The organism is Labrenzia sp. 5N (assembly GCF_012395805.1).
Classification (GTDB): domain Bacteria; phylum Pseudomonadota; class Alphaproteobacteria; order Rhizobiales; family Stappiaceae; genus Roseibium; species Roseibium algicola.
The window spans coordinates 87,806-111,071 of record NZ_JAAZTM010000013.1 but is presented as its reverse complement, the minus strand read 5'-3'; the positions used below and the strand labels follow the sequence as shown (position 1 = coordinate 111,071).

The 23,266-nt window shown below is 59.9% G+C and carries 22 protein-coding genes; 3 read left to right on the top strand and 19 right to left on the bottom strand.

The genetic code is table 11. The features are described from left to right. The first annotated feature begins 3 nt into the window (after positions 1-3). Positions 4-1,368: a metallophosphoesterase gene (locus tag HEP89_RS13060; protein WP_209014678.1), complete on the top strand. Its 1,365-nt coding sequence runs from the start codon at positions 4-6 to the stop codon at positions 1,366-1,368. Next, positions 1,365-1,640, top strand: a complete 276-nt coding sequence (locus HEP89_RS13055) for an amphi-Trp domain-containing protein (protein ID WP_023003086.1) — start codon at positions 1,365-1,367, stop codon at positions 1,638-1,640. Before HEP89_RS13060 ends, HEP89_RS13055 begins: the two co-directional genes overlap by 4 nt. Positions 1,641-1,887: 247 nt before the next feature. Here the strand turns inward: HEP89_RS13055 and hypE are convergent, their stop codons facing one another. The 19 genes from hypE to HEP89_RS12960 all read right to left on the bottom strand — a co-directional run bounded on the left by hypE (position 1,888) and on the right by HEP89_RS12960 (position 21,492). Then, entirely contained in the window at positions 1,888-2,877 is a 990-nt protein-coding gene (hypE, locus tag HEP89_RS13050; protein WP_168692262.1) for a hydrogenase expression/formation protein HypE, read from the bottom strand. Between the two features lie 44 nt (positions 2,878-2,921). Continuing rightward, complete coding sequence (hypD, locus tag HEP89_RS13045) at positions 2,922-4,073, bottom strand: hydrogenase formation protein HypD (protein ID WP_168692215.1); 1,152 nt, start codon at positions 4,071-4,073, stop codon at positions 2,922-2,924. Beyond that, positions 4,070-4,339, bottom strand: coding sequence for a HypC/HybG/HupF family hydrogenase formation chaperone (locus HEP89_RS13040; RefSeq protein ID WP_168692214.1), 270 nt, complete (start codon positions 4,337-4,339; stop codon positions 4,070-4,072). The genes hypD and HEP89_RS13040 overlap by 4 nt, the downstream gene beginning before the upstream one ends. 12 nt (positions 4,340-4,351) lie before the next feature. Then, the gene (gene hypB, locus HEP89_RS13035) at positions 4,352-5,173 is read right to left on the bottom strand and encodes a hydrogenase nickel incorporation protein HypB (RefSeq protein WP_167579552.1); all 822 of its coding nucleotides are present in this window, start codon (positions 5,171-5,173) and stop codon (positions 4,352-4,354) included. Continuing rightward, positions 5,173-5,514 carry a hydrogenase maturation nickel metallochaperone HypA gene (gene hypA / locus HEP89_RS13030; RefSeq protein WP_055656282.1) on the bottom strand — a complete coding sequence of 114 codons (342 nt, stop codon included), beginning with the start codon at positions 5,512-5,514 and terminating at the stop codon, positions 5,173-5,175. Before hypA ends, hypB begins: the two co-directional genes overlap by 1 nt. Beyond that, positions 5,507-5,965, bottom strand: coding sequence for a hydrogenase maturation protease (locus tag HEP89_RS13025; protein ID WP_168692213.1), 459 nt, complete (start codon positions 5,963-5,965; stop codon positions 5,507-5,509). Before HEP89_RS13025 ends, hypA begins: the two co-directional genes overlap by 8 nt. A gap of 208 nt (positions 5,966-6,173) precedes the next feature. Beyond that, positions 6,174-7,616 carry a Ni/Fe hydrogenase subunit alpha gene (locus HEP89_RS13020; protein ID WP_168692212.1) on the bottom strand — a complete coding sequence of 481 codons (1,443 nt, stop codon included), beginning with the start codon at positions 7,614-7,616 and terminating at the stop codon, positions 6,174-6,176. An 11-nt stretch (positions 7,617-7,627) separates the two neighbouring features. Beyond that, positions 7,628-8,197, bottom strand: coding sequence for an NADP oxidoreductase (locus tag HEP89_RS13015; protein ID WP_055656289.1), 570 nt, complete (start codon positions 8,195-8,197; stop codon positions 7,628-7,630). After that, positions 8,194-8,922 (bottom strand): 2Fe-2S iron-sulfur cluster-binding protein, encoded by a 729-nt coding sequence (locus HEP89_RS13010; protein WP_023003076.1) that lies wholly within the window; start codon positions 8,920-8,922, stop codon positions 8,194-8,196. The genes HEP89_RS13015 and HEP89_RS13010 overlap by 4 nt, the downstream gene beginning before the upstream one ends. Continuing rightward, a complete protein-coding gene (locus tag HEP89_RS13005; protein ID WP_168692211.1) occupies positions 8,919-10,799 on the bottom strand; it encodes an NAD(P)H-dependent oxidoreductase subunit E in 1,881 nt (626 codons plus the stop codon). Before HEP89_RS13005 ends, HEP89_RS13010 begins: the two co-directional genes overlap by 4 nt. A gap of 324 nt (positions 10,800-11,123) precedes the next feature. Beyond that, positions 11,124-13,499, bottom strand: a complete 2,376-nt coding sequence (gene hypF / locus HEP89_RS13000; protein ID WP_168692210.1) for a carbamoyltransferase HypF — start codon at positions 13,497-13,499, stop codon at positions 11,124-11,126. Positions 13,500-13,724: 225 nt separating this feature from the next. Further along, positions 13,725-14,909: a M56 family metallopeptidase gene (locus tag HEP89_RS12995; protein ID WP_168692209.1), complete on the bottom strand. Its 1,185-nt coding sequence runs from the start codon at positions 14,907-14,909 to the stop codon at positions 13,725-13,727. Beyond that, positions 14,896-15,291, bottom strand: a complete 396-nt coding sequence (locus HEP89_RS12990) for a BlaI/MecI/CopY family transcriptional regulator (RefSeq protein WP_023003071.1) — start codon at positions 15,289-15,291, stop codon at positions 14,896-14,898. The genes HEP89_RS12995 and HEP89_RS12990 overlap by 14 nt, the downstream gene beginning before the upstream one ends. Positions 15,292-15,458: 167 nt before the next feature. After that, entirely contained in the window at positions 15,459-15,740 is a 282-nt protein-coding gene (locus HEP89_RS12985) for a DUF2160 domain-containing protein (RefSeq protein ID WP_023003070.1), read from the bottom strand. Then, positions 15,737-16,534 (bottom strand): carbohydrate ABC transporter permease, encoded by a 798-nt coding sequence (locus HEP89_RS12980; protein ID WP_023003069.1) that lies wholly within the window; start codon positions 16,532-16,534, stop codon positions 15,737-15,739. The genes HEP89_RS12985 and HEP89_RS12980 overlap by 4 nt, the downstream gene beginning before the upstream one ends. A gap of 11 nt (positions 16,535-16,545) precedes the next feature. Next, on the bottom strand, positions 16,546-17,412 hold the full coding sequence (locus HEP89_RS12975; RefSeq protein WP_168692208.1) for a sugar ABC transporter permease: 867 nt from the start codon (positions 17,410-17,412) through the stop codon (positions 16,546-16,548). After that, positions 17,409-18,500: an ABC transporter ATP-binding protein gene (locus tag HEP89_RS12970; RefSeq protein ID WP_077291875.1), complete on the bottom strand. Its 1,092-nt coding sequence runs from the start codon at positions 18,498-18,500 to the stop codon at positions 17,409-17,411. The genes HEP89_RS12975 and HEP89_RS12970 overlap by 4 nt, the downstream gene beginning before the upstream one ends. 12 nt (positions 18,501-18,512) lie before the next feature. After that, positions 18,513-19,577, bottom strand: coding sequence for an ABC transporter ATP-binding protein (locus HEP89_RS12965; protein ID WP_152509662.1), 1,065 nt, complete (start codon positions 19,575-19,577; stop codon positions 18,513-18,515). A 175-nt stretch (positions 19,578-19,752) separates the two neighbouring features. Then, positions 19,753-21,492: an ABC transporter substrate-binding protein gene (locus tag HEP89_RS12960; RefSeq protein WP_031270305.1), complete on the bottom strand. Its 1,740-nt coding sequence runs from the start codon at positions 21,490-21,492 to the stop codon at positions 19,753-19,755. Between the two features lie 559 nt (positions 21,493-22,051). Between HEP89_RS12960 and HEP89_RS12955 the strand changes: the two genes are divergently transcribed. Beyond that, complete coding sequence (locus tag HEP89_RS12955; protein ID WP_168692207.1) at positions 22,052-23,110, top strand: NAD-dependent epimerase/dehydratase family protein; 1,059 nt, start codon at positions 22,052-22,054, stop codon at positions 23,108-23,110. Positions 23,111-23,266: the final 156 nt, after the last annotated feature.

The window sequence follows — 23,266 nt, the reverse complement described above, 5'->3', positions numbered from 1 at the left end:
GCCATGATGACCCATCTGCCACTGACCCCGCTTCTGCCGCCGATGGACCAGGCGGAAGCCATTGATCTCGGCCTGCCCGAAAGCTGTGTCCCCTGGCCACTAGCGCCCATCGGGAATCTGCCCCTCGGCCAGTTCACCACCGAAAGCACCCTTCCCGGTGTTGTCGGCAGCCTTGCCCGGGCAAATGCTCTTGGCCCCTGGGACTGGCCGGAAAAGCCGGTGATCTTCATTTCCGACCTGCATGCGGATGCGGAAAGTCTGTTGAGATCCCTGACGGCGGCACGGACAATCCAGCGCAATGGAAATGGTCTGAGCGACTTTCACCTGACGCCCTTCGGCCGAAGCTGCCAGTTCATCATCGGTGGCGATTGCCTGGACAAGGGCCCCAGCAATCTGGACCTTCTCGACAGCCTCAGCGCCCTGCTGAAAACCGGCGCCGATGTCGTCATCCTCGCCGGCAACCACGACCTGCGGCTTTACCTCGGTCTCGAAGCCCTCACGGTCAAGCGCAGCTCGCTCAACGCCCATATGTTCGTTCGCATGGGAAAGAAGGTGATGCCGCTCTTGAAGGAAGTGCACGAGCGGTATGTCGGCAGCTCGGCCAACCTCGCCATGCTGCCCGACGAGGAAACCTGCCTGTCGCTGATGGTTCCGGGAAAGAAGTGGACCAGACAATTTCCGAAGGCAGCCTCACGCTATCTGAGTGACGCGGCCATCCGCAAGGAAATGCAGCGGCTTAAGAAGAAGGCGGACAAGTTCGCGGAACACGCCGCCGAAGTCGGCCTTACCATTCGTCAGCTGTATGCTGCCGCGCTCAAATGCCGGGAACTCTTCGTTGAACCCGGCGGACGCTACGCCTGGTTCTTTCAAAGCCTCAAGGCCGTGCATCAGAGCGGCTCGCTGCTGTTCGTGCATGCCGGTATCGATGATCACATGGCTGCACAGATCTCGGCAAAAGGTGTGGCCCACGTCAATCGCCGCTTTCGGAAGGAAAGCCGGAAGGATCCCTTCGTGTTCTACTCCGGCACCATCGCCAATCTGATGCGCACGAAATACCGGGATGTGGACCATCCCCTGACCGAAACCGGCGTAGACGATCTCCATCTTGCCGGCATCAGGATGCTGGTACAGGGGCACGTCAACAGGCACAGCGGACAGGAGCTGACGGCCAAGCACGGCCTCTTGCATCTGGAAGCGGACATCACGCTCGACCGGCATTCCAGAAGCTCCGAAGGTCTTGAAGGCATTGGCACCGGCGCCACGATCATCTGCCCGGATGGCAACATCGTCGGCATCAGCCGGGATTATCCCCACGCCAAGCTGTTCAATCCGGCGCACATTCTCCAGCAACACGGATTGTCGTCATGATGGAACGCAAGGGCCGTTTCCGGCACCAGTCCCTGCAGGACAGGAAATCGATCCAGAAACTGCTCGACGCCGTCAAGCGTGGCATCGCCAAGGGCGAGCTGCAATTCGGTGACGACACTGGCGAGATTACCCTGCACCCGAAAGGTCTGATGGCCATCAGGGTGACAGCCACCACGGAAGACGACCAGTCCCGCCTGGACCTGCGCATCACATGGGCCAACGACGGCCAGGACAAGAAGGACAATGGCAAGCTGAAGGTAAAGGGCGGATAGGCCAAGCCCCGAGAACCGCTTGCCCCTTCACCGTCATTCCGGACAAGGAAGGCGCAGCCGCCCGCAGATCCGGAACCCGGTCATGAGCCGCGCTGCGAACGCGTCCTCTCAAGTCCCTGGCTGAGATAACAAAGCAGCCTCTCCTGGAGGAACACAAAGGCCGGTGTGTACCGGATCTCGTCCTGGCTGCGCCAAACCGGGATGCCAAGCATCGGATTGGGAAAGAGCCTTGGGGCCAATGCGGCCCTCAGCAGATGCGCGGCAGCTGCTCACCCGAGAGCCAGTCGACAACACGGGAGCCGCCGAAGCCGGTCTTCATGACCACCATGCAATCGGCGTCCTCCACGATTTCGCCGATCTTCGCAGCATTCTGCCCCAGCGGGTGTGCCTTCATGATCGCCAACAACCGGTCTGCATCAGACGCCTCGCAAATGCAGATCAGCTTGCCTTCATTGGCAACGTAAAGCGGGTCGAGACCGAGCAGCTCGCAGGCCCCTTCCACGTCCGGGCGAACGGGGATCTCACCCTCGTCGAGCATCACGCCAACCTTCGAAGCATGAGCGATTTCGTTCAGCGCAGTTGCCAGTCCACCCCTGGTCGGATCCCGCAGAACCGAAATGCCCGGCACCGCGTCGACCATCGAACCGACGAGGCCATGTAGTGCTGCACTGTCGGACTGGATTTCGGTTTCGAAGGTCAGGTTTTCCCGTTTCGACAGGATGGCCACACCATGATCGCCAATGGTACCGGACAGAAGAACCGCCTGACCTGGCTTGGCCGCAGCGGGAGAAATCGAGACGCCTTCCGGCAGAACTCCAACACCGGTCGTTGTGATGAAGACCCCGTCGCCCTTCCCCTTTTCAACCACCTTGGTATCGCCGGAAACCACCGGCACTCCGGCTTCACGGGCTGCGCGCGCCATGGATATGACAATCCGTTCCAGATCAGCCAGCGGGAACCCTTCTTCCAGTATGAAGCTCGCGGTGAGCGACACCGGCCTCGCACCGGCCATGGCCACGTCGTTCAAGGTGCCATGGACCGACAGCGATCCGATATCGCCACCTGGAAAGAACAGCGGCGAGATCACATGGGCATCGGTCGACATGACGAGCCGTCCTGGCGGCACTTCGAGCACCGCCGCATCATGGCCCTGGTCCAGGATTGTATTTTTCAGATGCCGGTGAAACAGGTCCTCGATCAGGACGGCCATGGCCCGGCCGCCGCCGCCATGGGTCATATCGACAGCGCCGGTACGGAATTTTGCCTGCGGATCGATGCTGGTCACGCCGCAGCTCCCTTGGCGGCGGCAATCGCCTCGCGCTTGCGGCCATAGGTCCAGTATGCGGCGCAGGCACCTTCAGAGGAAACCATGCAGGCCCCCATCGGATTGTCCGGCGTGCAGACCGTGCCGAACAGCTTGCATTCCGTGGGCTTCTTCACCCCGCGCAGGATCGCCGGACATTCGCAGGATTTGACTTCGCGCGACTCCTTCGGGCTGAGCGCAAAGCGCACTTCGGCATCGAAGTCGACATAGGCTTCTCGGATTTTCAGGGCACTGTCAGGAACATAGCCGAGCCCGCGCCATTCAAAGGTCCGGCGCAACTCCAAAACGTCGTCAACCAGCCTTTGGGCCTTGCGATTGCCTTCCTTCGTGACGACCCGGGTGTACTGGTTTTCCACTTCATGCCGGCCTTCGTTGATCTGGCGGATCAGCATCAGGGTCGACTGCATCACGTCGAGCGGCTCAAAGCCGGCAATGACGACTGGTCTCCTGAAGTCCCGCGCCGCCGGTTGGTACGGCGCCCAGCCGATGACCGAGCTGACGTGAGAAGGCCCGAGGAAACCGTCGATTTTCACAGGCTGCTCCCCCGGCTCCGCCGGAGCGTTGACGATATGGGCGATGGCAGGCGGTGTCAGAACGTGATTGCAGAAGACGGAGAAATTCTTCAGGCCTTCCGCCTTTGCCTGCAGGATCGCGACCGCCGTTGGCGGCGTCGTCGTCTCAAAGCCGATGGCGAAAAAGACCACCTGCCGTTGCGGGTTCTCCCGCGCAATCCGCAGGGCATCCTGGGTCGAATAGACCATCCGGATATCGGCGCCTTCGGCCTTGGCCCGGATCAGGCTCTTCTGCTTGGTGCCCGGCACCCGCATCATGTCGCCATAGGTGGTCAGGATCACATTCGACTTCAGTGCCAGCTCGATCGCATCATCGAGACGCCGTACCGGCAAGACACAGACCGGGCATCCCGGCCCATGCACATACTCGACATTTTGCGGAACCAGATCCTGCACTCCGTAACGGAAAATGGCGTGAGTATGCCCACCGCAAAATTCCATCAGATGGTAGCGTCGGTCCGGATCAGCTTCCTGCCCGATTGCAAGGGCAAGCTTTTGCGCCAGTTTTCCGTCCCGAAATTCCTTGATGTATTTCATGCGCCCGTCCCCACCACCGGCTCGCCCGCCATCTCCTCCAGCTCCTCGGCAAGAACACCGGCTTCCGCCATAAGCTGAAGGGTCCGTTCGGCTTCCTCCTCGCTGAGCTTGTGCAGGGCATAGCCGACATGGACGAGCACATAGTCGCCAACGGCAACCTCCTCCAGGAGAGCCGTCGAGACCGGTTTCCGGATCCCTTCCAGAGCGACGGTTGCCATGTCGTCGCTATCGACGGAAACCACCCTTGCGGGAATGGCGAGACACATGACGGAGAACTCCTATTCCGCAGCAAGGCTGCGTGCGTGCGCTGCCTGCATCTTCAGGGCACCGTCCAGCCAGGCTAGCCAGCTGTCCAGGCCACCGCCAGTGCGCGCGGACACTTGCAGAACCTGGATCTTGTGATTGACCCGCCGTGCATTCCTGATCGCCGCGCCGACGCAGAAATCCACATGCGGCAGAAGGTCGGCCTTGTTGAGGATCATCAGGTCGGCGTTGGCGAAGATATCGGGGTATTTCAGCGGCTTGTCCTCGCCTTCCGTCACCGAAAGGATCACCACCTTGCTGGCTTCGCCGAGATCGAACGCCGCCGGACAAACCAGATTGCCGACATTCTCGATGAAAAGCACACTGCCCTTTTCCAGAGGCAGTCTTTCCAGCGCGTGGCCGACCATATGCGCATCCAGATGGCAGCCCTTGCCGGTGTTGATCTGAATGGCGGGCACACCTGTTTCGCGGATCCGGTCGGCGTCATTAGACGTCTGCTGATCGCCCTCGATGACTGCAGCCGGGGTCCTGCCCGCCATCCGCTTCAAGGTCTCGACAAGCAGCGTCGTCTTGCCGGAGCCGGGGCTTGAGACAAGATTGAGTGCCAGAACGCCTTTTGCGACCAGCAAGGCACGATTGTTGTCCGCATAGGAATTGTTCTTGCCCAGAATGTCGGTTTCGATCTGGATCAGCCGCGCCTGGCTCATGCCTGGAACGGAAACGCCGGCATCCCCTTCCCCGAAATGGACATGACCTGCGCCATGTGAATGGGCGTGTCCATGGTAGTGCTCATGGTCATGTTCGTGAGAGCCGCTGCAACCGCATACCGTACACATCACACCACCTCCAGTTCCCGAATCTTCAGCTCTTCCCCGCTGACAACCTGCAGGGCTTCCGAACCACATTCCGGGCAGCAATCGAACCGTGCGTTCACCTGCACGGTCTTGAAACAGGAAAGACACAGCGCCTCGGCTGAAGGCCTAGAAATTTCCAGTATGGCACCTTCGGCGAGTGAACCCCGCATGACGACGTCGAATCCAAATTTCAGCGCCTCTGGTTCGACGCAAGACAACGGTCCGATGTCGACCGCGACCCGCTTCACCCGGGTAAAGCTATCCTTCGCCGCCTGATCCTTCAAAATGTCGAGTATGCTCTCGCAAAGTGACATTTCATGCATGGGCTGCCTCCCTCTGCTGATCTGCCTTTTGCAGCCACTCCAGCAAGAAAGCCTCGGCTGCAGCCAGATTGGCAGCTGCCTTGTCGGACAGCCCTTCCTTTACCTCACCAAATTCATAGCCGGAGATACCAAGCACGAAGGCTTTCGGTCGGGCGCCATAAAGGATATCGCAAAGCGCCAGAACAGTCTGCGGAACCAGGCTGTGGCTGCCGAGCACTTCCGGTGCACCCGGCGCGATTTCCCGAAACGAATAGGCTCCCTCGGCACCGATCTCCGCGTCAACGAAGATCACCACATCTTGCTCCGAGACCGCCAGCGCATGTTCGGCGACAAGCTGATAATCGGTATCGACCTCCAATCCCGGCAATCCGCGCGCGGCGATTGCCTCGGACAAGGCCGGCCCAAGCCCGTCATCGCCCCGCCCGGGATTGCCATATCCGATCAGAAGCATGAAGACGTCCCCTTTTCAGAGTTCCTACAAAAACCCTTTCCAGCGTCATCCCGGCCAAGCGCAGCGCGAGCCGGGATCGGGGAGGCACAGATTTCTCGGCAATTCATTTCCCGAAAGAGAGTATCGAACTCGCCGATCCCGGATCTCCGCTTTGCTGCGTTCGGGATGACCATCTGAGAGGTATTCATTCCGCTGAACCTCCCCACGCTCACACACACTGCGTCCGGCTGTCGACCAACCCGCCATCCGCATTGAACAGCTCTACCTGCAGCGGCATCTGGCCAAGAGCGTGGGTGGCACACGAAAGGCATGGATCATAGGCGCGGATCGCGACTTCGACATGGTTGAGCATGCCCTCGGTGATCTGCTCCTTGCCGGAAAGATGCTTGACCGCGACGTCCTTAACCGCGCGGTTCATGCCCTCGTTGTTATGGGTCGTGGAGACGATCAGGTTGCAATAGGTCACCTGATCATGCTCATCGACCTTGTAATGGTGGATGAGATTGCCGCGCGGTGCCTCGATCACGCCGATGCCTTCCTCGCGCCGGTCGCCCTTCACGATCAGATCCGTTCCCTGCAGGTCGGGATCGTTCAGAAGCTCCCTGATCTTTTCGACGCAGTGCAGAACCTCGATCATCCGCGCCCAGTGATTGGCCAGCGTGGAATTGTTCGGCGTGCCGCAGGTCACGGCCTTCAGGTCCTTCAGGGCGGCGTTGGCCAGAGGCGTATCGATGAAGGCTGCCGTGTTCATGCGTGCCAATGGCCCGACCCGATACCAGCCGGCGTCAGGCCCAAGCGTCTTGATGAAGGGGAATTTCATGTACGACCAGGAGCGCACGTCCTCGACAATCAGCTCGTGATATTTCGTGTAAGGCACCTGATCGAAGATCATGTCTCCGGTGGAGCTGAGAGCCCGCAGATTGCCGTGATAGAGATCGAGAGCTCCGTCGCTCTCGCGCACCAGTGACATGTAGTTGGAGGGGAACGACCCGAACTCGGCAACCAGGTCTTCATGCTCCAGCGTGTAGTTCCTGGCGAGTTTCACCGCATCCAGGGACCATTCGATCATCTGGTCCACCGAGGCGAGAAAATGATCCCGCCGTTCGATGGGCAGGTTGCGATTGATACCACCGGGAATGGCGCCGGTGCCGTGCACTTTCTTGCCTGCCGTCGCCTCGATGATCTCCTGCCCGTATTTGCGCATCAGGACGGCGCGCTTGCCGAGTTCCGGATTTTCCTTGATCACCTCGAAGATGTTGCGCTTTTCCGCAGGCGCACCGAAGCCGAACAGGAGATCGGGCGCTGCCAGGTGGAAGAAGTGCAGCACGTGGGACTGCATCACCTGGCCGTAATGCATCAGCCGGCGCATCTTTTCCGCCGTCGGCGTCAACTGATCGACACCGGCGATCATGTCCATGGCTTTTGCTGCCGCCAGATGGTGGCTGACAGGGCAGATGCCGCAAAGCCGCTGCACGATCACCGGCACTTCCCACATCAGCCGGCCGCGGATGAACCGCTCGAAGCCGCGGAATTCGACAATGTGCAGCCGGGCTTCATCCACCTCGTTTTCCGCGTTCAGGTGGATCGTCACCTTGCCATGGCCTTCCACGCGGGTGACAGGAGAGATTTCAATCAGTCTGGGCTCAGTCATCGCCATCACCCTCAGTCGAACTTGATCATTTCACGCTCGAAGCCCCGGAACTTGCCGGTCAGCAGCTTGGAAAGCGTGTCGAAGATGATGTCACCACTGGGTGCACAGCCGGGGATCTGGTAGTCGATCTCCACCACCTGGGAACACGGATAAACCTCGTCCAGAAGCAGCGGCAGAGCCGGATCATTGGGCACGTTGTGGGTCGTGTTGCGGATGTATTTGCCGGTGATATAGGCCTCGTCCAGACACTCGCGCAGCGGCGCGTCGGAATGCATGATCGCGTTGCGCATGGCCGGCAGCCCACCCATGATCGCGCATTGGCCGAGCGCGATCAGCACATCGCAGTTGCGCCGGAAGTCATGCAGCACATGCACGTTTTCCTCGTTGCAGCAGCCGCCTTCGATGATGCCGATGTCGCACCGCTGGGTGAAGCGCTTCTTGTCGGTAAGCGGCGAACGGTCGACGTCGACAAGCTGCATCAGCTCGATCAGGCGCTCGTCGATATCCAGGATCGCCATGTGACAACCGAAACAGCCGGCAAGAGAAGCGGTCGCGATCCGGGCCTTGGGCAGCTCGCTCATTTGCGCTTCTCCTCGATATCGTGACCGATCAGGCCATGATCGAATTCCCGCTCGCCGATGGGAACGGCGAAGCCGACGCGCTTGCGGATGATGCAGCCAACCGGGCAGACCTCCGCCGAAATCGCGTGATCGGTCACCTCGGCATCGGTATCGGCAAGGTTCTCGCCGTTGACTGCCACACGGCGATGAATGCCGCGGCCGACATAACCGAAGATGCCCTTGCCATCGACGTCCTGGGAGGCGCGGATGCAGCGCCCGCAGGAAATGCAGCGGTTGGTGTCCAGCGCGATGTCGGGATGGGAGGCATCCAGCGCCCGGCATGGTTCCAGATAGGGAAACCTGGTGGCTTCCGTCATGTCGAGCCGATAGGCCATGGCCTGAAGCTCGCAATTGCCGCTGGCCTCGCAGATCGGGCACAGGTGATTGCCCTCGTGAAACAGCATTTCCACCAGATCGCGGCGCATCTTGGTTAGATGCGGCGTCTCGTTCTCCACCGCCTGGCCGGGGGCTGCCGGCTGGGTGCAGGCGGCAACGCTGCGCCCGCCCGCCTTCACCGTGCAGACCCGGCAACTGCCCTGGTGGCGCAGGCCTTCGTGGTCGCACAAGCGCGGGATATAGACCCCGGCCTCGTCGGCCGCTTCCATGATGGTCTGGCCCGCATAGGCGGTGATCTCCACCCCGTCGATGGTGAAGGTGAAGCCGGTCTCTCTCTTCGTGCCGCTCATTGGGTGAAATCCTTGTCGAAGATATAGGAGCGGCGCTTGGCGATCTTGCGCGCACCGTCGATGGCCGACTGGATGTCGAACGTGTCGCGAATGCCGTCCTTGCTTGGCTTGATCACCGCCGAATAGACCAGCGGAAAGTTCTTCAAGGTGGTGAGAACCGGGTTGGGAGACGTCATGCCGAGACCGCAGCGGCTGGTCTCGATGATCGTTCCGGAGAGGTCCTTGAGGTAGTCGATGTCCTCCGGGTTCGCGAGGCCCTTTCGGAACTTCTGGATCGCCTTCTGAAGGAAGACGTTGCCGACCCGGCAGGGCGTGCAATAGCCGCAGCTCTCATGCACGAAGAAGGACATGTAGTATTCGACGATCTCCAGAACGTTGCGCTCGCCATTGAAGACGATGATCGCCCCGCCGGTCGCAAGGTCGTCGAACGTCAGTTTGCGGTGAAAGCTGTCGCGGGCAATCATCGTGCCGCTCGGTCCGCCAACCTGAACCGCGGCGGCATCCTCGCCGCCGACCATCGCCAGCAATTCCCGGACCGTGTGTCCGTAAGGCAGTTCGTAGATGCCCGGGTTCAGGCAATCGCCACAGACGGAGAAGAGCTTGGTGCCATGTGAGCCCTCCATGCCCATGGCATTGAACCATGCTGCCCCCTTGTCGAGAATGCGCGCGGCATGACAGAAGGTCTCAACGTTGTTGACCACCGTCGGATACCCGAGATAGCCGCGATTGACCGGGAACGGCGGCCGTGTCTTGGGTTCGCCCGGCAGGCCCTCGCAGGAGCTGATAAGCGCACCTTCCTCGCCGCAGATATAAGCGCCGGCGCCAAGCTGCAGGCGGATATCGAAATCAAAGCCCTTAACGCCCAGAATATCCTTGCCGAGAAGACCGCGCCGGCGTCGTTCTTCCAGCACCTGAAGAAGAAGCTCGCGCAGATAGACATATTCGCCGCGCAGATAAAGTATGCCCTCGCGCGCACCGACAGCCCTTGCCGCAATAGTCATGCCTTCGATCAGGAGATGCGGCCGTTCGGTCAGGAGAACGCGGTCCTTGAAGGTGCCCGGTTCACCTTCATCGGCATTGCAGATGACGAAGTGTTTCTCGGCACGTTCACTGGCCGCGAACCGCCACTTGCGGCCGGTGGTAAAGCCTGCGCCGCCACAGCCGCGCAACCCGCTTTCCTCGATCGCGGAGATGATCTGCGTCGGCGTTATCGTGGCCGCCTTGGCAAGGCCGGCATCTTCTGGAACAGGCCCCAGCAGCACTTCACCCGCATGGCGGATGTTGTTGTCGACCATATGCAAGGCGCGTTCGGCAGGTGTCAGCGCCTCGAACCTTTCGCTGATCAATTGTTCCGGGCTGCGGCCCGCCTTCAGCGCCTGCGCGGCGCTGCGCGCGGTCTCCGGCGTCAGTTTCGTCAGGACGATGTCGTTGATCATCGCGGCTGGCGCCTGATCGCACATGCCGATGCAGGGAGTGTACTCCAGCGAAAACGCACCGTCGTTGCTGGTTTCGCCGATTTTGAGCCCAAGCTCCTCTTCAAGAACACAGGCAACCTCGGACACCCCGGAGAACCGGTCGACGATATCGTCACACAGCCGAATGGTGACCCTGCCTTTCGGCGCCAGGGAGAGGAAGGAATAAAAGCTGGCAACGCCCTCCACCTCGATCCGGGTGAGACCGGTAGCGGCGGCAACATGGTCCATGGTGGCCGGGGCAATGCAGCGGTAGCGGTCCTGCACCTCGCGCAGGATGTCGAGCATTCGGTGCTTGTCGTTGCCAAATTGCGCGCAGATCGCTTCGATCTCTTCGGCAGGAACAGGCGCGGTTCCGCAGATGGCCGTGGAGACCCCGTTCCCGGTCTTGTGCCCGTTGTCCATGGCCCCTCCCTCCTGATACCCAAAGCAGATTGCACCCGCGTAGGCAATGACCGTTCCGTCCGGCGCGATTGGCTGGTGTTGCGCCCTGCCGCTAAATCGATTTGAGATCAAACCGGACTGCAGCACATGATGGCAACGACCCGCAATACACTTGTGAAATTTCCGAGTGGCTCCACGCTTCCAGACTTGCAGGAAAACGTCTTTGAGGAAGATCAACCTGCTTAAAATCGGGGCAGATGGTACCCGATGGCCTATCAGTCGACCCTGCTGAATAAGGCGCGTTCAAGGACCTTCAGTCAGGGCAAAAAATCAGTCATCGAAGGTTCAGGGCGCTTGCAAATTTGCCGCGATTACCGCCTGACCGAGCGCAAGGCCGCCATCGTTGGCGGGCACACTTTTGTGGTTGAGAACAGTGTAGCCATCGGTTTCCAGCTTCTCGGTCAGGCCGTCGCGCAGGAAGGCGTTCTGGAAAACGCCGCCGGAAAGGACGACTTTACCGGATGGTCTTGCGCCTGCAGCCGACAGGCCGCACGCAAGGCCGTCGATCAGGCCTTGGTGAAAGCGCGCGGAGATAGTCTCATGCGCCACCCCCGATTTGAGATCGCCAAGAAGCGCAGGCCAGACCTTGTCGAACGACAGCGATACGGTCTCCGACGTCGTCACCTCCACCGGATATCCTTCCTTGCCAGCCACGGAGGCTCGCGCCAGCACCTCCAGCTGCATTGCAGCCTCACCTTCGAAGCCTTGCTTGTCCGGACAAATATCAAGCGCGGCAGCCACCGCATCAAACAGTCGTCCAGCAGAGGACGTCATCGGTGCGTTGACACCTTTCTGCATCATCTGATCAAGCAGCTTTGCCTGATGACCGGCAAACCTGGTTTCCAGACCGGTTTCCACCAAGTTGGCGCGGTAGTTCACTCCAAAGACAGTAAACAGTTGCGCAGCCAGATTGCGCCACGGCTTCCGAATTGCGGCCTCTCCTCCCGGCAACGGCACTTGCCGCAAATGGCCGCGCCGCACGAAGCCGCCATAGCTTCCCTGCAGGATTTCACCGCCCCAGACCGTCCCGTCCGCACCCCAGCCCAGCCCGTCCAGAACAACGGCATGAACGGTCCCGGGCATCGCCTGGTCTTGCCCCTGATCAGCCAGACAGGCCGCGAGATGCGCATGGTGATGCTGCACCCGAACCAACGGCAGGCCACGCTCCCGGGCAAAGTCTTCGCCGGTCCGCGTCGACAGATATTGCGGATGTGCATCGACGGCGACAATATCAGGTTCGAACTGGTAGAGGTCCAGATAGAGCCTCAGCATCTTCTTGTAGTCCGCAAGGGTCGGCGCGTTTTCAAGATCGCCGATATGCTGCGACAGAACTACATTGCGGCCGTCGAGAAGGCAGAAGGTCGCTTTCAACTCTCCCCCAAGAGCAAGAACCTTCGGCGCCCCCTCGAAAGAAGTGGGCAGACGGATCGGCGACGGAGCGTATCCGCGCGCGCGGCGCAGGATGGAAACGCCGGATCGATCCTGACGAACGACGCTGTCATCCAGCCGGTTGACCACGTCGCGGTTGTGCATCAGGAACCCGTCGACAATGCCTGCAAGGTTGTGCCGGGCACATTCGTTTTGTGTTTCCTGCGGGTTCTCGGAAAGATTTCCGGAGGTCAGCACGATCGGCCCCTTCAGCTCGGCCATCAGCAGATGGTGCAAGGGGGTGTTCGGCAGCATGACACCCAGGCGGTCGAACGGACCGGCGATACCGGGCGCCAGTGGTGCGCCCGCTTTCTTAAGCAGAACGATCGGTGCCGCCGGGCTTTCCAGCAGCGCCACTTCTTTTGCATCAGCCAAGGCGAAGTCCCGAATCTGGTCCAGATCCCGCGCCATAAGGGCGAGTGGCTTCACCGGACGGTGCTTGCACAACCTCAGCTTTTCAATGGCGCTCTGATTGCCTGCATCGACTGCTATCTGAAACCCGCCAATACCCTTGATCGCCAGAATGGCACCGCGCCCGAGCCGCTCGGCGGCAAGGACGACAGGATCGCCATCAACGGCACATCCGTCTTTGTCTTCAAACCAGAGTTTCGGCCCACACTGCGGACAGGCAATCGGTTGGGCATGGAAGCGTCGGTCAGCCGGGTTTTCATATTCGATGCGGCACACCCGGCACATTTCGAAGGCCGCCATGGCTGTCGAGGCCCGGTCATAAGGAATGTGCCGCAGGATGGACAGACGCGGTCCGCAATGGGTGCAATTGGCAAAGGCATAGCGGTAGCGCCTGTCGGCCGGGTTTCGGATGTCGCCCAGGCAGGCCGGACACGTTGCGGCGTCCGGCACCACGCCAGTGGCGACCTTGCCTTCTTCACTCGGCAGAATTCTGAAATCTCCGGCATCCGGCGCACCTACCAGATCGGACACGGCAATCTGGTCGATACGTGCCAGCAGTGGCGCGTCCGATTGCAGACGGCTCAGAAAAAGGTCAAGCGAGCGCTCGTCACCACTTGCTTCGATCAGCACACCTTCGCCGTCGTTCAGCACATGACCGGCAAGACCCAGGCCCCTTGCAAGCTGCCAGACAAACGGCCGAAAGCCGACGCCCTGGACAAGACCCCTGATCCGTATGGATTTGGCTGACCTCAATGGACCTGTTTCTTGCACGCGCTCAAGATCTCTGGATTGCCCGACGCCGCCGCCGACGGTGCCCTTCATTTCTCGCCAGCCACGAGGCACCGCCCCTGTGCAGGCACGGTTCAGTAATCCCCTGAATGGCGAATGATTTCCAGATGGATATTTTTGAATGACCCGCAATCGAGGCACGCACAGCGCGAACGGGAGCTCATGGTCGCTCGCCGGAGCAAGACCAAACGTTTTGTAGAACAGAGGGGATATGCTCCTGCTCCGGACAACTTTCCGCCCGGAGCAGTGTTGGATCACTCAGCGCAGCGGGCGCTGCGCAAAGGTATTATAGGCCTGTTGCCCGTTCGAACCGTTTCTGGTTTCCAGGCGCTCCAGATTGATGATGGCCGACAGCATCAGCCGGTCCTGGCTCCAGTCCGCCGGTTTCTGGATCGACAGTGCCGACAGGAAAACCACCGCCACCATGGGCAACACGGCCAGGCAGGTAACACCCCAATGAGGACGAACCCGATTGGTTTCCAGCAAAGCCTCCACGCGGCGGCGCAGTTTCGCGGCCGGGGAACGGCGAAGCAGCTTGTCCTGCACCTCCAAAAGGGCAACGGCTGCGATCCCGACCGAACGTTTGCGCGCTTCCTTGTCCTGGCGCTTGCGGATCCCCGCCTGGGCGGCGCGGAGCAGACACATGCAATACGACCTCAGGTCCACATGGGCGTTTTCGGCGACCTTCTGATCGCAGGCCAGTTCACGCAGACGCTCGACTTCCGACTTCCACATGTAGAAGAACGGGTTCCAGAAGAACAGCGGGCGCAGCAGTTCAAGCCCGATTTCCCAGGTGACATCGCCCTGGCGCAGATGCTGGAACTCGTGCTTGAGAACCAGCTTCAGGTCTTCCGGCTCGGCCAGCAGGTCGGACGGAATGACCACGTAGTGGCGCCTCAGCCCACGTGCGGAAAACGGCACCATTGCACGATCCGACAGCAGCAACAGCACACGGCCATTGCTCCGCCATTCATGGCAGGTTGCCAGCACCCGGTACAATCGGACGAAGCTGACGACAAGCTTCAGCGCGAAATAGCTGAACCCGGCCACGAAAGCCAAAGCGATCCCGGCACCCAGACCGGTAGACAGGGTCAGGATCGTTTCGCTGATCTGTGTGCGCAGTCCAAGCAGCGACTGAAAGTCTTCCGCCGAAATGGCGATGCCGCCACGCAGGTACTGCGACACGGCGTAATCGGCCAGGTTGACGGACATGGTCCGGGGGACCACCTCCGCCGACAGCATGTGCTGGTAGCCCATGACGGCGAAGGGTGTTAGCAGGATCAGGGCGAACAAGCCGTTCAGCAGCCCAAGCTGTACGGAAAAGTCGACCTTCTTGCCGGAACGGGCCAGCAGAAGTTTGGCGCTCAGCCACACAATTGCGGTAATGGCCAGTGTGATGTTCAGGTCGATATAGATATCGAAAATCTGGTTAAGTAGCGTCATCTGTCCTCCTCCTGTCCAGCAACGCTCTGATTTCCTCCAGATCGTCTCCCGATAGTTCGTATTCATCGACAAGTCGGGCCACGAGTGACGCCGGCGTGCCGTCGAACAGTTTTTCTGAAAGGTTTCGGAGAGATCGGGACTGGTAGGTATCCCTGGTCAGCCGAGGGGAATAGATGAATGTCTTGCCTTCTTTGCGGCTGTCCACGAAGCCTTTTTCATCCAGGATCCGCATGATGGTGGCGCAGGACGTATAGGCGAGTTTTCTCTCCGGCGGCAGACATGCAAGGATGTCCCGCACGGAACCTTCGCCGAGTTTCCAGAGTTCGGTCATGAACTCCAGTTCGACTTCGGTCAAAAACTCGTTGCTCTTACGCTTTCTCATTACAGTCCTGCACCGATTGCGGAATGGATGTGGCTTACGCATCTATTCATGCACCAGAATATCGGAAATTACTATGTCTTTAGTCGACGAAGGTGTTCGGGTTTCTCCCATGATAGAGACCACCTGATGGACGAAACGCGCGGGAAACCCGCGCGCCTTTATTCACGTCAGACTTTCCAGAAGCAGAAGACGCCCCAACCGATGCTCAGGGCGAGCGGCCACCAGAGCGGGTTGCCCACCAGGCCCAGCCAGGCCAGAAAGATATAGGCCGTTCCGAGCAAGGTGATGAAGAGGCGGTCGCCGCGGGTCGTTTCCAGTCCCAGGACACCGCGCCGGGCAGCTCCACCGGGAAATTTCACTTCCAGGGCGGTCAGCACCCCGATTGCGGAGAATATACCGACGAACAGCAGAGCCGTCGGCAGGGTCCAGGCCATCCAACCGAGCATCATACCCTCCCCAGGGCGAAGCCCTTGGCAATGTAGTTACGGACAAAATAGATGACGATGGCGCCGGGAATGATGGTCAGGGTCCCGGCGGCCGCCAGCAGACCCAGTTCGTAACCGGCGGAGGAAGCGGTTCGGGTCATCACGGCGGCAATGGGTTTCGCCTCGACGGCGGTAAGTGTCTTGGACAGCAGCATTTCCACCCAGGAGAACATGAAGCAGAAGAAGGCGGCCACCCCGACGCCGGACTTGATGGCCGGCAGGAAGATCGTCATGAAGAAGCGCGGGAAGGAATAGCCGTCCACATAGGCGGTTTCGTCCAGTTCCTTCGGCACCCCGCTCATGAAACCCTCCAGAATCCAGACCGCCAGCGGCACGTTGAACAGGCAGTGTGCCAGTGCAACGGCAAGATGGGTGTCGAACAGGCCGACGGCGGAATAGAGCTGGAAGAAGGGCAGCGCGAAGACAGCAGCCGGAGCCATCCGGTTTGTCAGCAGCCAGAAGAACAGGTGCTTGTCGCCGACGAAGGAATAGCGGGAGAAAGCATAGGCTGCCGGCAGCGCGACGGTGATCGAAATGACCGTGTTGATGGTCACGTAGATGATCGAGTTGATGTAGCCCCAGTACCAGGTCGGATCGGTGAAGATCTCGATGTAGTTGGCGAAGGTCCAGGTCTGCGGGAACAGGGTGAACCCGGACAGGATCTCGTTGGTGGTCTTGAAGCTCATCGCGACGAGCCAGTAGATCGGCAACATCAGGAAGAGAATGTACAGGATGGGAACCAGGCTTTTCAGGCGCATGACGGTTCTCCTCAGGACTTGTTATCGTTCATCGTCATCAGCGTGTAGAACAGCCAGGAGGCGAACAACGTGATGGCGAAGTAGATGAGGGACATGGCGGCTGCCGGTCCAAGGTCGAACTGACCCAGCGCGATCTTCACAAGATCGATCGAGAGCAGCGTCGTGGAGTTGCCCGGACCACCGCCCGTCAGCACGAAAGGCTCCGTATAGATGTTGAAGCTGTCCATGAAGCGCAGCAGCACGGCAATGGTCAGCACCGTTTTCATCTTCGGCAACTGGATGAAGCGGAACACCGCCCACCGGGAGGCTCCATCGATTTCCGCCGCCTGATAATAGGCGTTCGGGATCGAAACCAGACCGGCATAGGCCAGGAGCACCACCAGCGATGTCCAGTGCCAGACATCCATGACGATGATCGTCACCCAGGCAGCGATCGGGTTCTGGGTCATGTCATAGGAGATGCCCAGGGTGTGGTTCAGGAAGTAACCGAGCAGACCGATGTCCGGCAGGGTGAAGATGTTCCACATCGCGCCGACCACGTTCCACGGGATCAGCATCGGCAAGGCCATGGTGACGAGGCAGAACGGCACCCAGACCCCCTTCTTGGGCATGGACAGCGCAATCGCGACACCAAGCGGCACCTCGATAATCAGGATCAGGAAGGTGAACAGGAACTGCCGTCCGAGCGCATTGTGAAAACGCTCCGAGCGAAGCACCTGCTCGAACCAGTCCAGACCCTGCCAGAAGAACAGGTTGTCGCCGAAGGTTTCCTGAACGGAGTAGTTCACCACGGTCATCATCGGGATGAGCGCGTTGAAGGCGACAAGAATGAGCACCGGGGTTACGAAGAACCAGGCGCGTTGATTTTGCGTTTTCATCGGGCCCCTCCCTCAGGCTGGCTCGCCAGCCAGCCGTCCTTGTAGAGACGCGTCTGGGATTGTTTGAAGTCGAGCATCACGTCGTCTCCGGCATTGGGCGCTTCGCCCTCCAGAATGGCGTTGATACGCATGTCATGAGCGATCGCCTCAACCACCTTGTGGCGGCCGATATCGGCAACCTTGCGGACCTTCGCCGCAATGCCTGCACCGTCGGCAGACACCTTGACGAATTCCGGACGGACCCCGATCTCCGCCGAGCCGTCGCCGGCGGCAGTCACCGGGCCTTCCAGCGCGACCTTTTCACCGCGGAAGAACGCGGCGCCGTTCTGGACGTCGCAGGGCAGGACGTTCATTCCCGGAGAGCCGATGAAGTGACCGACGAAAGTGTGGGCCGGACGTTCGAACAACTCCACTGGCGTCCCGATCTGCACGACTTCACCGTCCTGCATCACCACCACCTGGTCGGCAAAGGTCAGCGCTTCGGTCTGGTCGTGCGTCACGTAGATCATGGTCGCCTTGACCCGCTGATGAAGCTCTTTCAGCTTGGATCGCAGCTTCCATTTCAGATGTGGGTCGATCACCGTCAGCGGCTCGTCGAACATGACGACGTTGACGTCCTCGCGGATGAGGCCACGGCCCATGGAGATCTTCTGCTTGTTGTCCGGCGAAAGATTTGCCGCCCGAACCTTCAGCATGTCGCTGACTTCCAGCATTTCGGCGATCGCGGCGACCCGGCGCTTGACCGTGTCCTCGTCCCGCCCGCGGTTTCTGAGCGGAAAGGCCAGATTGTCGTAGACGGTCATCGTGTCGTAGATGACCGGAAACTGGAACACCTGCGCAATATTGCGCTTTGCCGGCGGCAGCGAGGTAACGTCCTGATTGTTGAACAGGATCTTGCCTTCAGAAGGCACCAGCAGGCCGGAAATGATGTTCAACAGCGTGGACTTGCCGCAGCCCGACGGGCCAAGCAGGGCATAGGCGCCGCCGTCATCCCACGTCAGGTCGATCTTCTTCAGGGCGTAATCCGCATCGCTCACCGGATTGGGCTGGTAGCTGTGACGCAGATTGGAGAGTTTGATTTGTGCCATGATGTCCTCTCCTCAGGCGACCAGCTGGCCGTCAGGCGCAAAGAAGAAACAATGGCTCGGATCCAGGTAGAAAGTGTGGACCTCGCCGACGGAATAGGGATGAACACCGGGTGACAGAGAGACCCAGGCGTTGCCGTCCATGTCGAAATGGGCACTGCTTTCCGAACCGCTGAGCTCCGTCACCAGTACGTGTCCGTCAAGCTTCACGGTATGATGCGCACTTGCCACCGGCATCACGTGATTGGGCCGGATCGCAAGGGTGTAGGCGCCATCTTGAAGTCCCGACGCAGCACCTGTGGCCTGCCAGCTCGTGACCTCGTTCAGGATCACCAGGTCTCCGCGCTTGGTAACCGGGGCGACATTGATCGGCGGGTTGGAGAACACCTTGGCGGCATCCAGATCCTTCGGCTTGCGATAGATGTCGGCGGTCGGGCCGAACTGCACCACGTTGCCGTCGGTCATGAGGGCCGTATGCCCTCCCAGAAGAAGGGCTTCTTCAGGCTCGGACGTTGCGTAGACGACGACCGCGCCGCGGCCTGCAAAAAGTTCCGGAAGCTGGTCGCGCAGTTCCTCGCGCAGCTTGTAGTCGAGGTTGGCGAGCGGTTCGTCGAGGAAGACCGCATCGCTTTCCTTGACGATGGCGCGCGCCAGCGCGGTGCGCTGCTGCTGGCCGCCCGACAGTTCATGCGGCTTGCGGTTGAGATACGGGTTCAGCTTCATCAGCTTGGCCGCTTCTTCCACCCGGCCTTCGATCTCCGACCTGGCAACTCCTGCAACCTTCAGCGGCGAGGCGATGTTGTCGAAGACAGACATATGCGGGTAGTTGACGAAAAACTGGTGCACCAGGCTGATGTTGCGCTTTTGCGCGGACAGGCGGGACACGTCCTTGCCATTGAGCACGATCTGCCCTGTCGCCAGGCTGTCGAGACCAGCCATCAGCTTGATCAGCGAGGTCTTGCCCGAGCCGGTTTCCCCAAGCAGAACATTGAAGTGACCGGGATGCAGCGTCAGGCTCGTTTCCTTGACATGGGTGATGCCTGCAACGCGCTTGCTGACGTTCTTAAGTTCTAGAGACATTTATTTTTCGCCCGCGTCCGGACAGGTGCAAGTGGCGAAACATCGATTTCGCGCCCTGTCGCTTCGGATCGGTGGTGGACCGGGGAAACGCCCCGGTCCGGTTTGTTGGGTGATGGGTGCCCGGGCATCATGTTCTGCATGGCAGACACGATGCCCTTGCACGTCGCGCTCAGGTTTACTTTTCAGCCCAGCGTGCGACCAGCTCGTCGTAGTTCACGGTCTGGCCCTGCGGCTTCTCGTTTTCGAGCTTTGCCTTCGGTGCGCCCGGCTTGTTCAGCCATTCTTGCGGATCCGACTCTTCGTTCAGACGCGGACCGCAGCCACCGTAGACGTTGGCGCGCTCGTCAGCCTGCTGCATGCGGGCCATGACGATGTCCATTTCCTGTGCCAGACGATCCATGGCTTCCTGCGGCGTGAACGCGCCGGAGTTCACGTCACCGATCTGCTGCCACCAGATCTGGGCCAGCTTCGGATAGTCCGGAACGTTGATGCCGGTCGGGGACCAGGCAACACGGTCCGGCGAGCGATAGAACTCGACCAGGCCGCCGAGCTTCGGAGAACGCTCGGTGAAGGACTCGTGACGCACGGTACTGTCGCGAATGAAGGTGAGACCGACATGGCTCTTCTTCACGTCAACCGTCTTGGAAACCACGAACTGGGCATAGAGCCAGGCTGCTTTCGCACGATCCACCGGAGTGGAGTTCAGGATGGTCCAGGAACCCACGTCCTGGTAGCCGACCTTCTGGCCTTCTTCCCAGTAAGGACCATGGGGGCTCGGAGCCATGCGCCACAGCGGCGTGCCTTCGTCGTCAACCGTGTTGTTGCCTTCGGACTTCGGCTTCACCATGTCCGCGGTGAACGCGGTGTACCAGAAGATCTGCTGGGCAACGTTGCCCTGGCTGAGAGCCGGCAGGGACTGATAGAAGTCGAAGCTGGCAGCACCCGGAGGCGCGTAGTTCCGCAGCCATTCGTCCCACTTGCGGATCGCATAGACGGCCGCCGGGCCATTTGCAGCACCACCGCGGGAAACCGAAGCGCCAACCGGGTTACAGGTGCCGGCTTCCATGCGGATGCCCCACTCGTCAACCGGTACGCCGTTCGGCTCGCCCTTGTCGCCCGCACCCGCCATGGACAGCCAGGCATCGGTCATGCGCCAGCCGAGATCCGGTGCGCGCTTGCCGTAGTCCATGTGACCATAGATCTGGACGCCGTCGACTTCCTTGACGTCCTTGGTGAAGAATTCGGCAATGTCCTCATATGCGGACCAGTTGACCGGCACGCCGAGTTCATAACCGTATTTTTCCTTGAAGGCTGCCTTCAGGTCTTCACGGTCGAACCAGTCCTTGCGGAACCAGTAGAGGTTCGCGAACTGCTGGTCAGGCAACTGATAGAGGTCACCGTCCGGACCGGTCGTGAACTGGGTGCCCATGAAGTCTTCCAGGTCGAGACCCGGGTTGGTGACATCCTTGGCGTCGCCGTTCATCCAGTCGGTCAGGTTGTAGGCGAGCTGCAGACGGGAATGGGTGCCGATCAGGTCGGAATCATTGACATAGGCGTCATAGAGGTTCCGGCCGGTCTGCATCTGGGTCTGCACGGCCTGCACCACTTCCCCTTCGCCGAGGATCTGGTGATTGACCTTGATACCGGTGATTTCTTCGAAGGCCTTGGTCAGAACTTCCGACTCATAGGAGTGCGTCGGAATGCCTTCGGACAAGACGTTGATTTCCATGCCCTTGAACGGTTCAGCCGCATTGATGAACCACTGCATTTCTGCAAGCTGCTCATCTTTTGACAGAACGGATGGCTGGAATTCCTGGTCGATCCACTTTTGCGCCGCTGCTTCATCGGCAAAAGCGGACCCTGCCCCCGCAAGCACAGCACCAGCTGCGACTGCGGTGAGTAGATACTTACGCATCTGCATCTCCTCCCGTGAGATATTAAACGCCGTCATTAACCGGCTACGAATAGATGGTCACAGCATCGCCATGTTGTCAAACTAAATTTTTAGTAGATAATCAAGCCTACTCAAAAGAGTGGTAAAATATTGATTTCAAAGGCGTTTCAAGAACAGGAGCGACCTCTGCACTCGACCCGAAAACCCGGTCACCTGTCGACCAGCACCGTCAGTGTGGCACAATTTTGACATCAGATGTAGCACGAAATCGGGTTTCGAGTCTTTCATATTTTTCTACATCATACTTCTATTAAGGTTCGTTTTGCATCGCAAAACGAAATCCGAATACTGACTTTGCACTGCAGCGTGGCCTGCTCGCCCATGTCCCGAGCCTGTCCGCACCCCGGATACGATGCCCGCCAGGCAGGTCATCACGATCGTCTGTCGCCCATTGGCTGCTGGTCGGGCATCTATGGCCAAAACAATTCCTGTGTTGACGCACACCATCCAGCGGCTATCTCACTGCTTGGACAAGCTGCCGAGGCAAGAGCGGCCTTCAAAGGAAGGATGACCAGATCCGATGACCTCTTTTTCCACCGATGCACCGGTCCTGGTAACGGGTGCCACGGGCTATGTTGCCGGCTGGCTGGTGAAGGAATTGCTTGATGCCGGAATTACGGTGCACGCTGCTGTCCGTGACCCGGACCGCAATGACAAGGTCGCACACCTTCAGGAGATTGCGGCCGGATCTCCGGGCACCTTGCGTTTTTTCAGGGCCGACCTGCTGGAGGAAGGTTCCTACGCCGAGGCGATGGCAGGCTGTGCCATCGTCTTCCACACAGCCTCCCCTTTCACCACATTGGTCAAGGACCCGCAGAGGGAACTGATCGAGCCAGCGGTGAAAGGCACCCGGAGCGTTTTGGAAACCGCCGCGCGGACTGCAAGTGTCAAACGCGTGGTCGTCACCAGCTCCTGCGCGGCCATCTACACGGATGCAGTCGACTGCTTAAAAGCCCCGGGTGGCAAACTGACGGAGGAGGTCTGGAACACCACCGCCTCTCTCGAATACCAGCCCTACAGCTATTCCAAGACGCTTGCGGAACAGGAAGCCTGGAAGATCGCCAGGGCTCAGGATCGCTTCAAGCTGGTCACCGTAAATCCGTCGCTGGTGATCGGTCCGGCCCTTAACGCCTGGCCGACATCCGAAAGTTTCAACATCGTCCGCCAGATGGGCGACGGCACCATGAAACGGGGCGCTCCGAAACTTGGCCTTGGCGTCGTGGATGTGCGTGACCTTGCCAGGGCGCACATGGAGGCCGGCTTCCGGGAAGAGGCCGAGGGACGGCATATCATCTCCGGCCACGACACCAACATTCTGGAACTCGGCAAGGCCTTGATCGGGAAATACGGCGATCGTTATCCGGTGCCTCGCCAGTCGCTACCCAAATGGATCGTCTGGCTGGTCGGGCCGATCGTCGGCGGTATTTCACGGAAATTCGTCACCAACAACGTCGACGTGAAATGGCGCGCCGACAATTCCAAAAGCAAACGCGCCCTCGGCGTAACCTACAGACCGATGAAAACCTCCATGGAAGAGATGTTCCAGCAGATGATCGATACAGGTGTGTTCGGGAAGTAGCTCGCTTCAGACCACACCCTCTCCGTTCGCTGAGATCACGGCATGGATTGCAGGGTCAAGCCCTGCAATGACGGACGCCGGGCAAAGTATCGCCGTATACGTGCCCTCTATTCTCCCACTCCCTCCCCGTCATCCCATGGCTCGACCATGGGATCC

What these genes read in the sequence shown, in the direction of transcription:
- HEP89_RS13060 (WP_209014678.1), top strand. Translation starts at nt 4, where the DNA reads ATGATGACCCATCTGCCACTGACCCCGCTTCTGCCGCCGATGGACCAG.
- HEP89_RS13055 (WP_023003086.1), top strand. Translation starts at nt 1,365, where the DNA reads ATGATGGAACGCAAGGGCCGTTTCCGGCACCAGTCCCTGCAGGACAGG.
- hypE (WP_168692262.1), bottom strand. Translation starts at nt 2,877, where the DNA reads ATGACCCATGGCGGCGGCGGCCGGGCCATGGCCGTCCTGATCGAGGAC.
- hypD (WP_168692215.1), bottom strand. Translation starts at nt 4,073, where the DNA reads ATGAAATACATCAAGGAATTTCGGGACGGAAAACTGGCGCAAAAGCTT.
- HEP89_RS13040 (WP_168692214.1), bottom strand. Translation starts at nt 4,339, where the DNA reads ATGTGTCTCGCCATTCCCGCAAGGGTGGTTTCCGTCGATAGCGACGAC.
- hypB (WP_167579552.1), bottom strand. Translation starts at nt 5,173, where the DNA reads ATGTGTACGGTATGCGGTTGCAGCGGCTCTCACGAACATGACCATGAG.
- hypA (WP_055656282.1), bottom strand. Translation starts at nt 5,514, where the DNA reads ATGCATGAAATGTCACTTTGCGAGAGCATACTCGACATTTTGAAGGAT.
- HEP89_RS13025 (WP_168692213.1), bottom strand. Translation starts at nt 5,965, where the DNA reads ATGCTTCTGATCGGATATGGCAATCCCGGGCGGGGCGATGACGGGCTT.
- HEP89_RS13020 (WP_168692212.1), bottom strand. Translation starts at nt 7,616, where the DNA reads ATGACTGAGCCCAGACTGATTGAAATCTCTCCTGTCACCCGCGTGGAA.
- HEP89_RS13015 (WP_055656289.1), bottom strand. Translation starts at nt 8,197, where the DNA reads ATGAGCGAGCTGCCCAAGGCCCGGATCGCGACCGCTTCTCTTGCCGGC.
- HEP89_RS13010 (WP_023003076.1), bottom strand. Translation starts at nt 8,922, where the DNA reads ATGAGCGGCACGAAGAGAGAGACCGGCTTCACCTTCACCATCGACGGG.
- HEP89_RS13005 (WP_168692211.1), bottom strand. Translation starts at nt 10,799, where the DNA reads ATGGACAACGGGCACAAGACCGGGAACGGGGTCTCCACGGCCATCTGC.
- hypF (WP_168692210.1), bottom strand. Translation starts at nt 13,499, where the DNA reads ATGAAGGGCACCGTCGGCGGCGGCGTCGGGCAATCCAGAGATCTTGAG.
- HEP89_RS12995 (WP_168692209.1), bottom strand. Translation starts at nt 14,909, where the DNA reads ATGACGCTACTTAACCAGATTTTCGATATCTATATCGACCTGAACATC.
- HEP89_RS12990 (WP_023003071.1), bottom strand. Translation starts at nt 15,291, where the DNA reads ATGAGAAAGCGTAAGAGCAACGAGTTTTTGACCGAAGTCGAACTGGAG.
- HEP89_RS12985 (WP_023003070.1), bottom strand. Translation starts at nt 15,740, where the DNA reads ATGATGCTCGGTTGGATGGCCTGGACCCTGCCGACGGCTCTGCTGTTC.
- HEP89_RS12980 (WP_023003069.1), bottom strand. Translation starts at nt 16,534, where the DNA reads ATGCGCCTGAAAAGCCTGGTTCCCATCCTGTACATTCTCTTCCTGATG.
- HEP89_RS12975 (WP_168692208.1), bottom strand. Translation starts at nt 17,412, where the DNA reads ATGAAAACGCAAAATCAACGCGCCTGGTTCTTCGTAACCCCGGTGCTC.
- HEP89_RS12970 (WP_077291875.1), bottom strand. Translation starts at nt 18,500, where the DNA reads ATGGCACAAATCAAACTCTCCAATCTGCGTCACAGCTACCAGCCCAAT.
- HEP89_RS12965 (WP_152509662.1), bottom strand. Translation starts at nt 19,577, where the DNA reads ATGTCTCTAGAACTTAAGAACGTCAGCAAGCGCGTTGCAGGCATCACC.
- HEP89_RS12960 (WP_031270305.1), bottom strand. Translation starts at nt 21,492, where the DNA reads ATGCGTAAGTATCTACTCACCGCAGTCGCAGCTGGTGCTGTGCTTGCG.
- HEP89_RS12955 (WP_168692207.1), top strand. Translation starts at nt 22,052, where the DNA reads ATGACCTCTTTTTCCACCGATGCACCGGTCCTGGTAACGGGTGCCACG.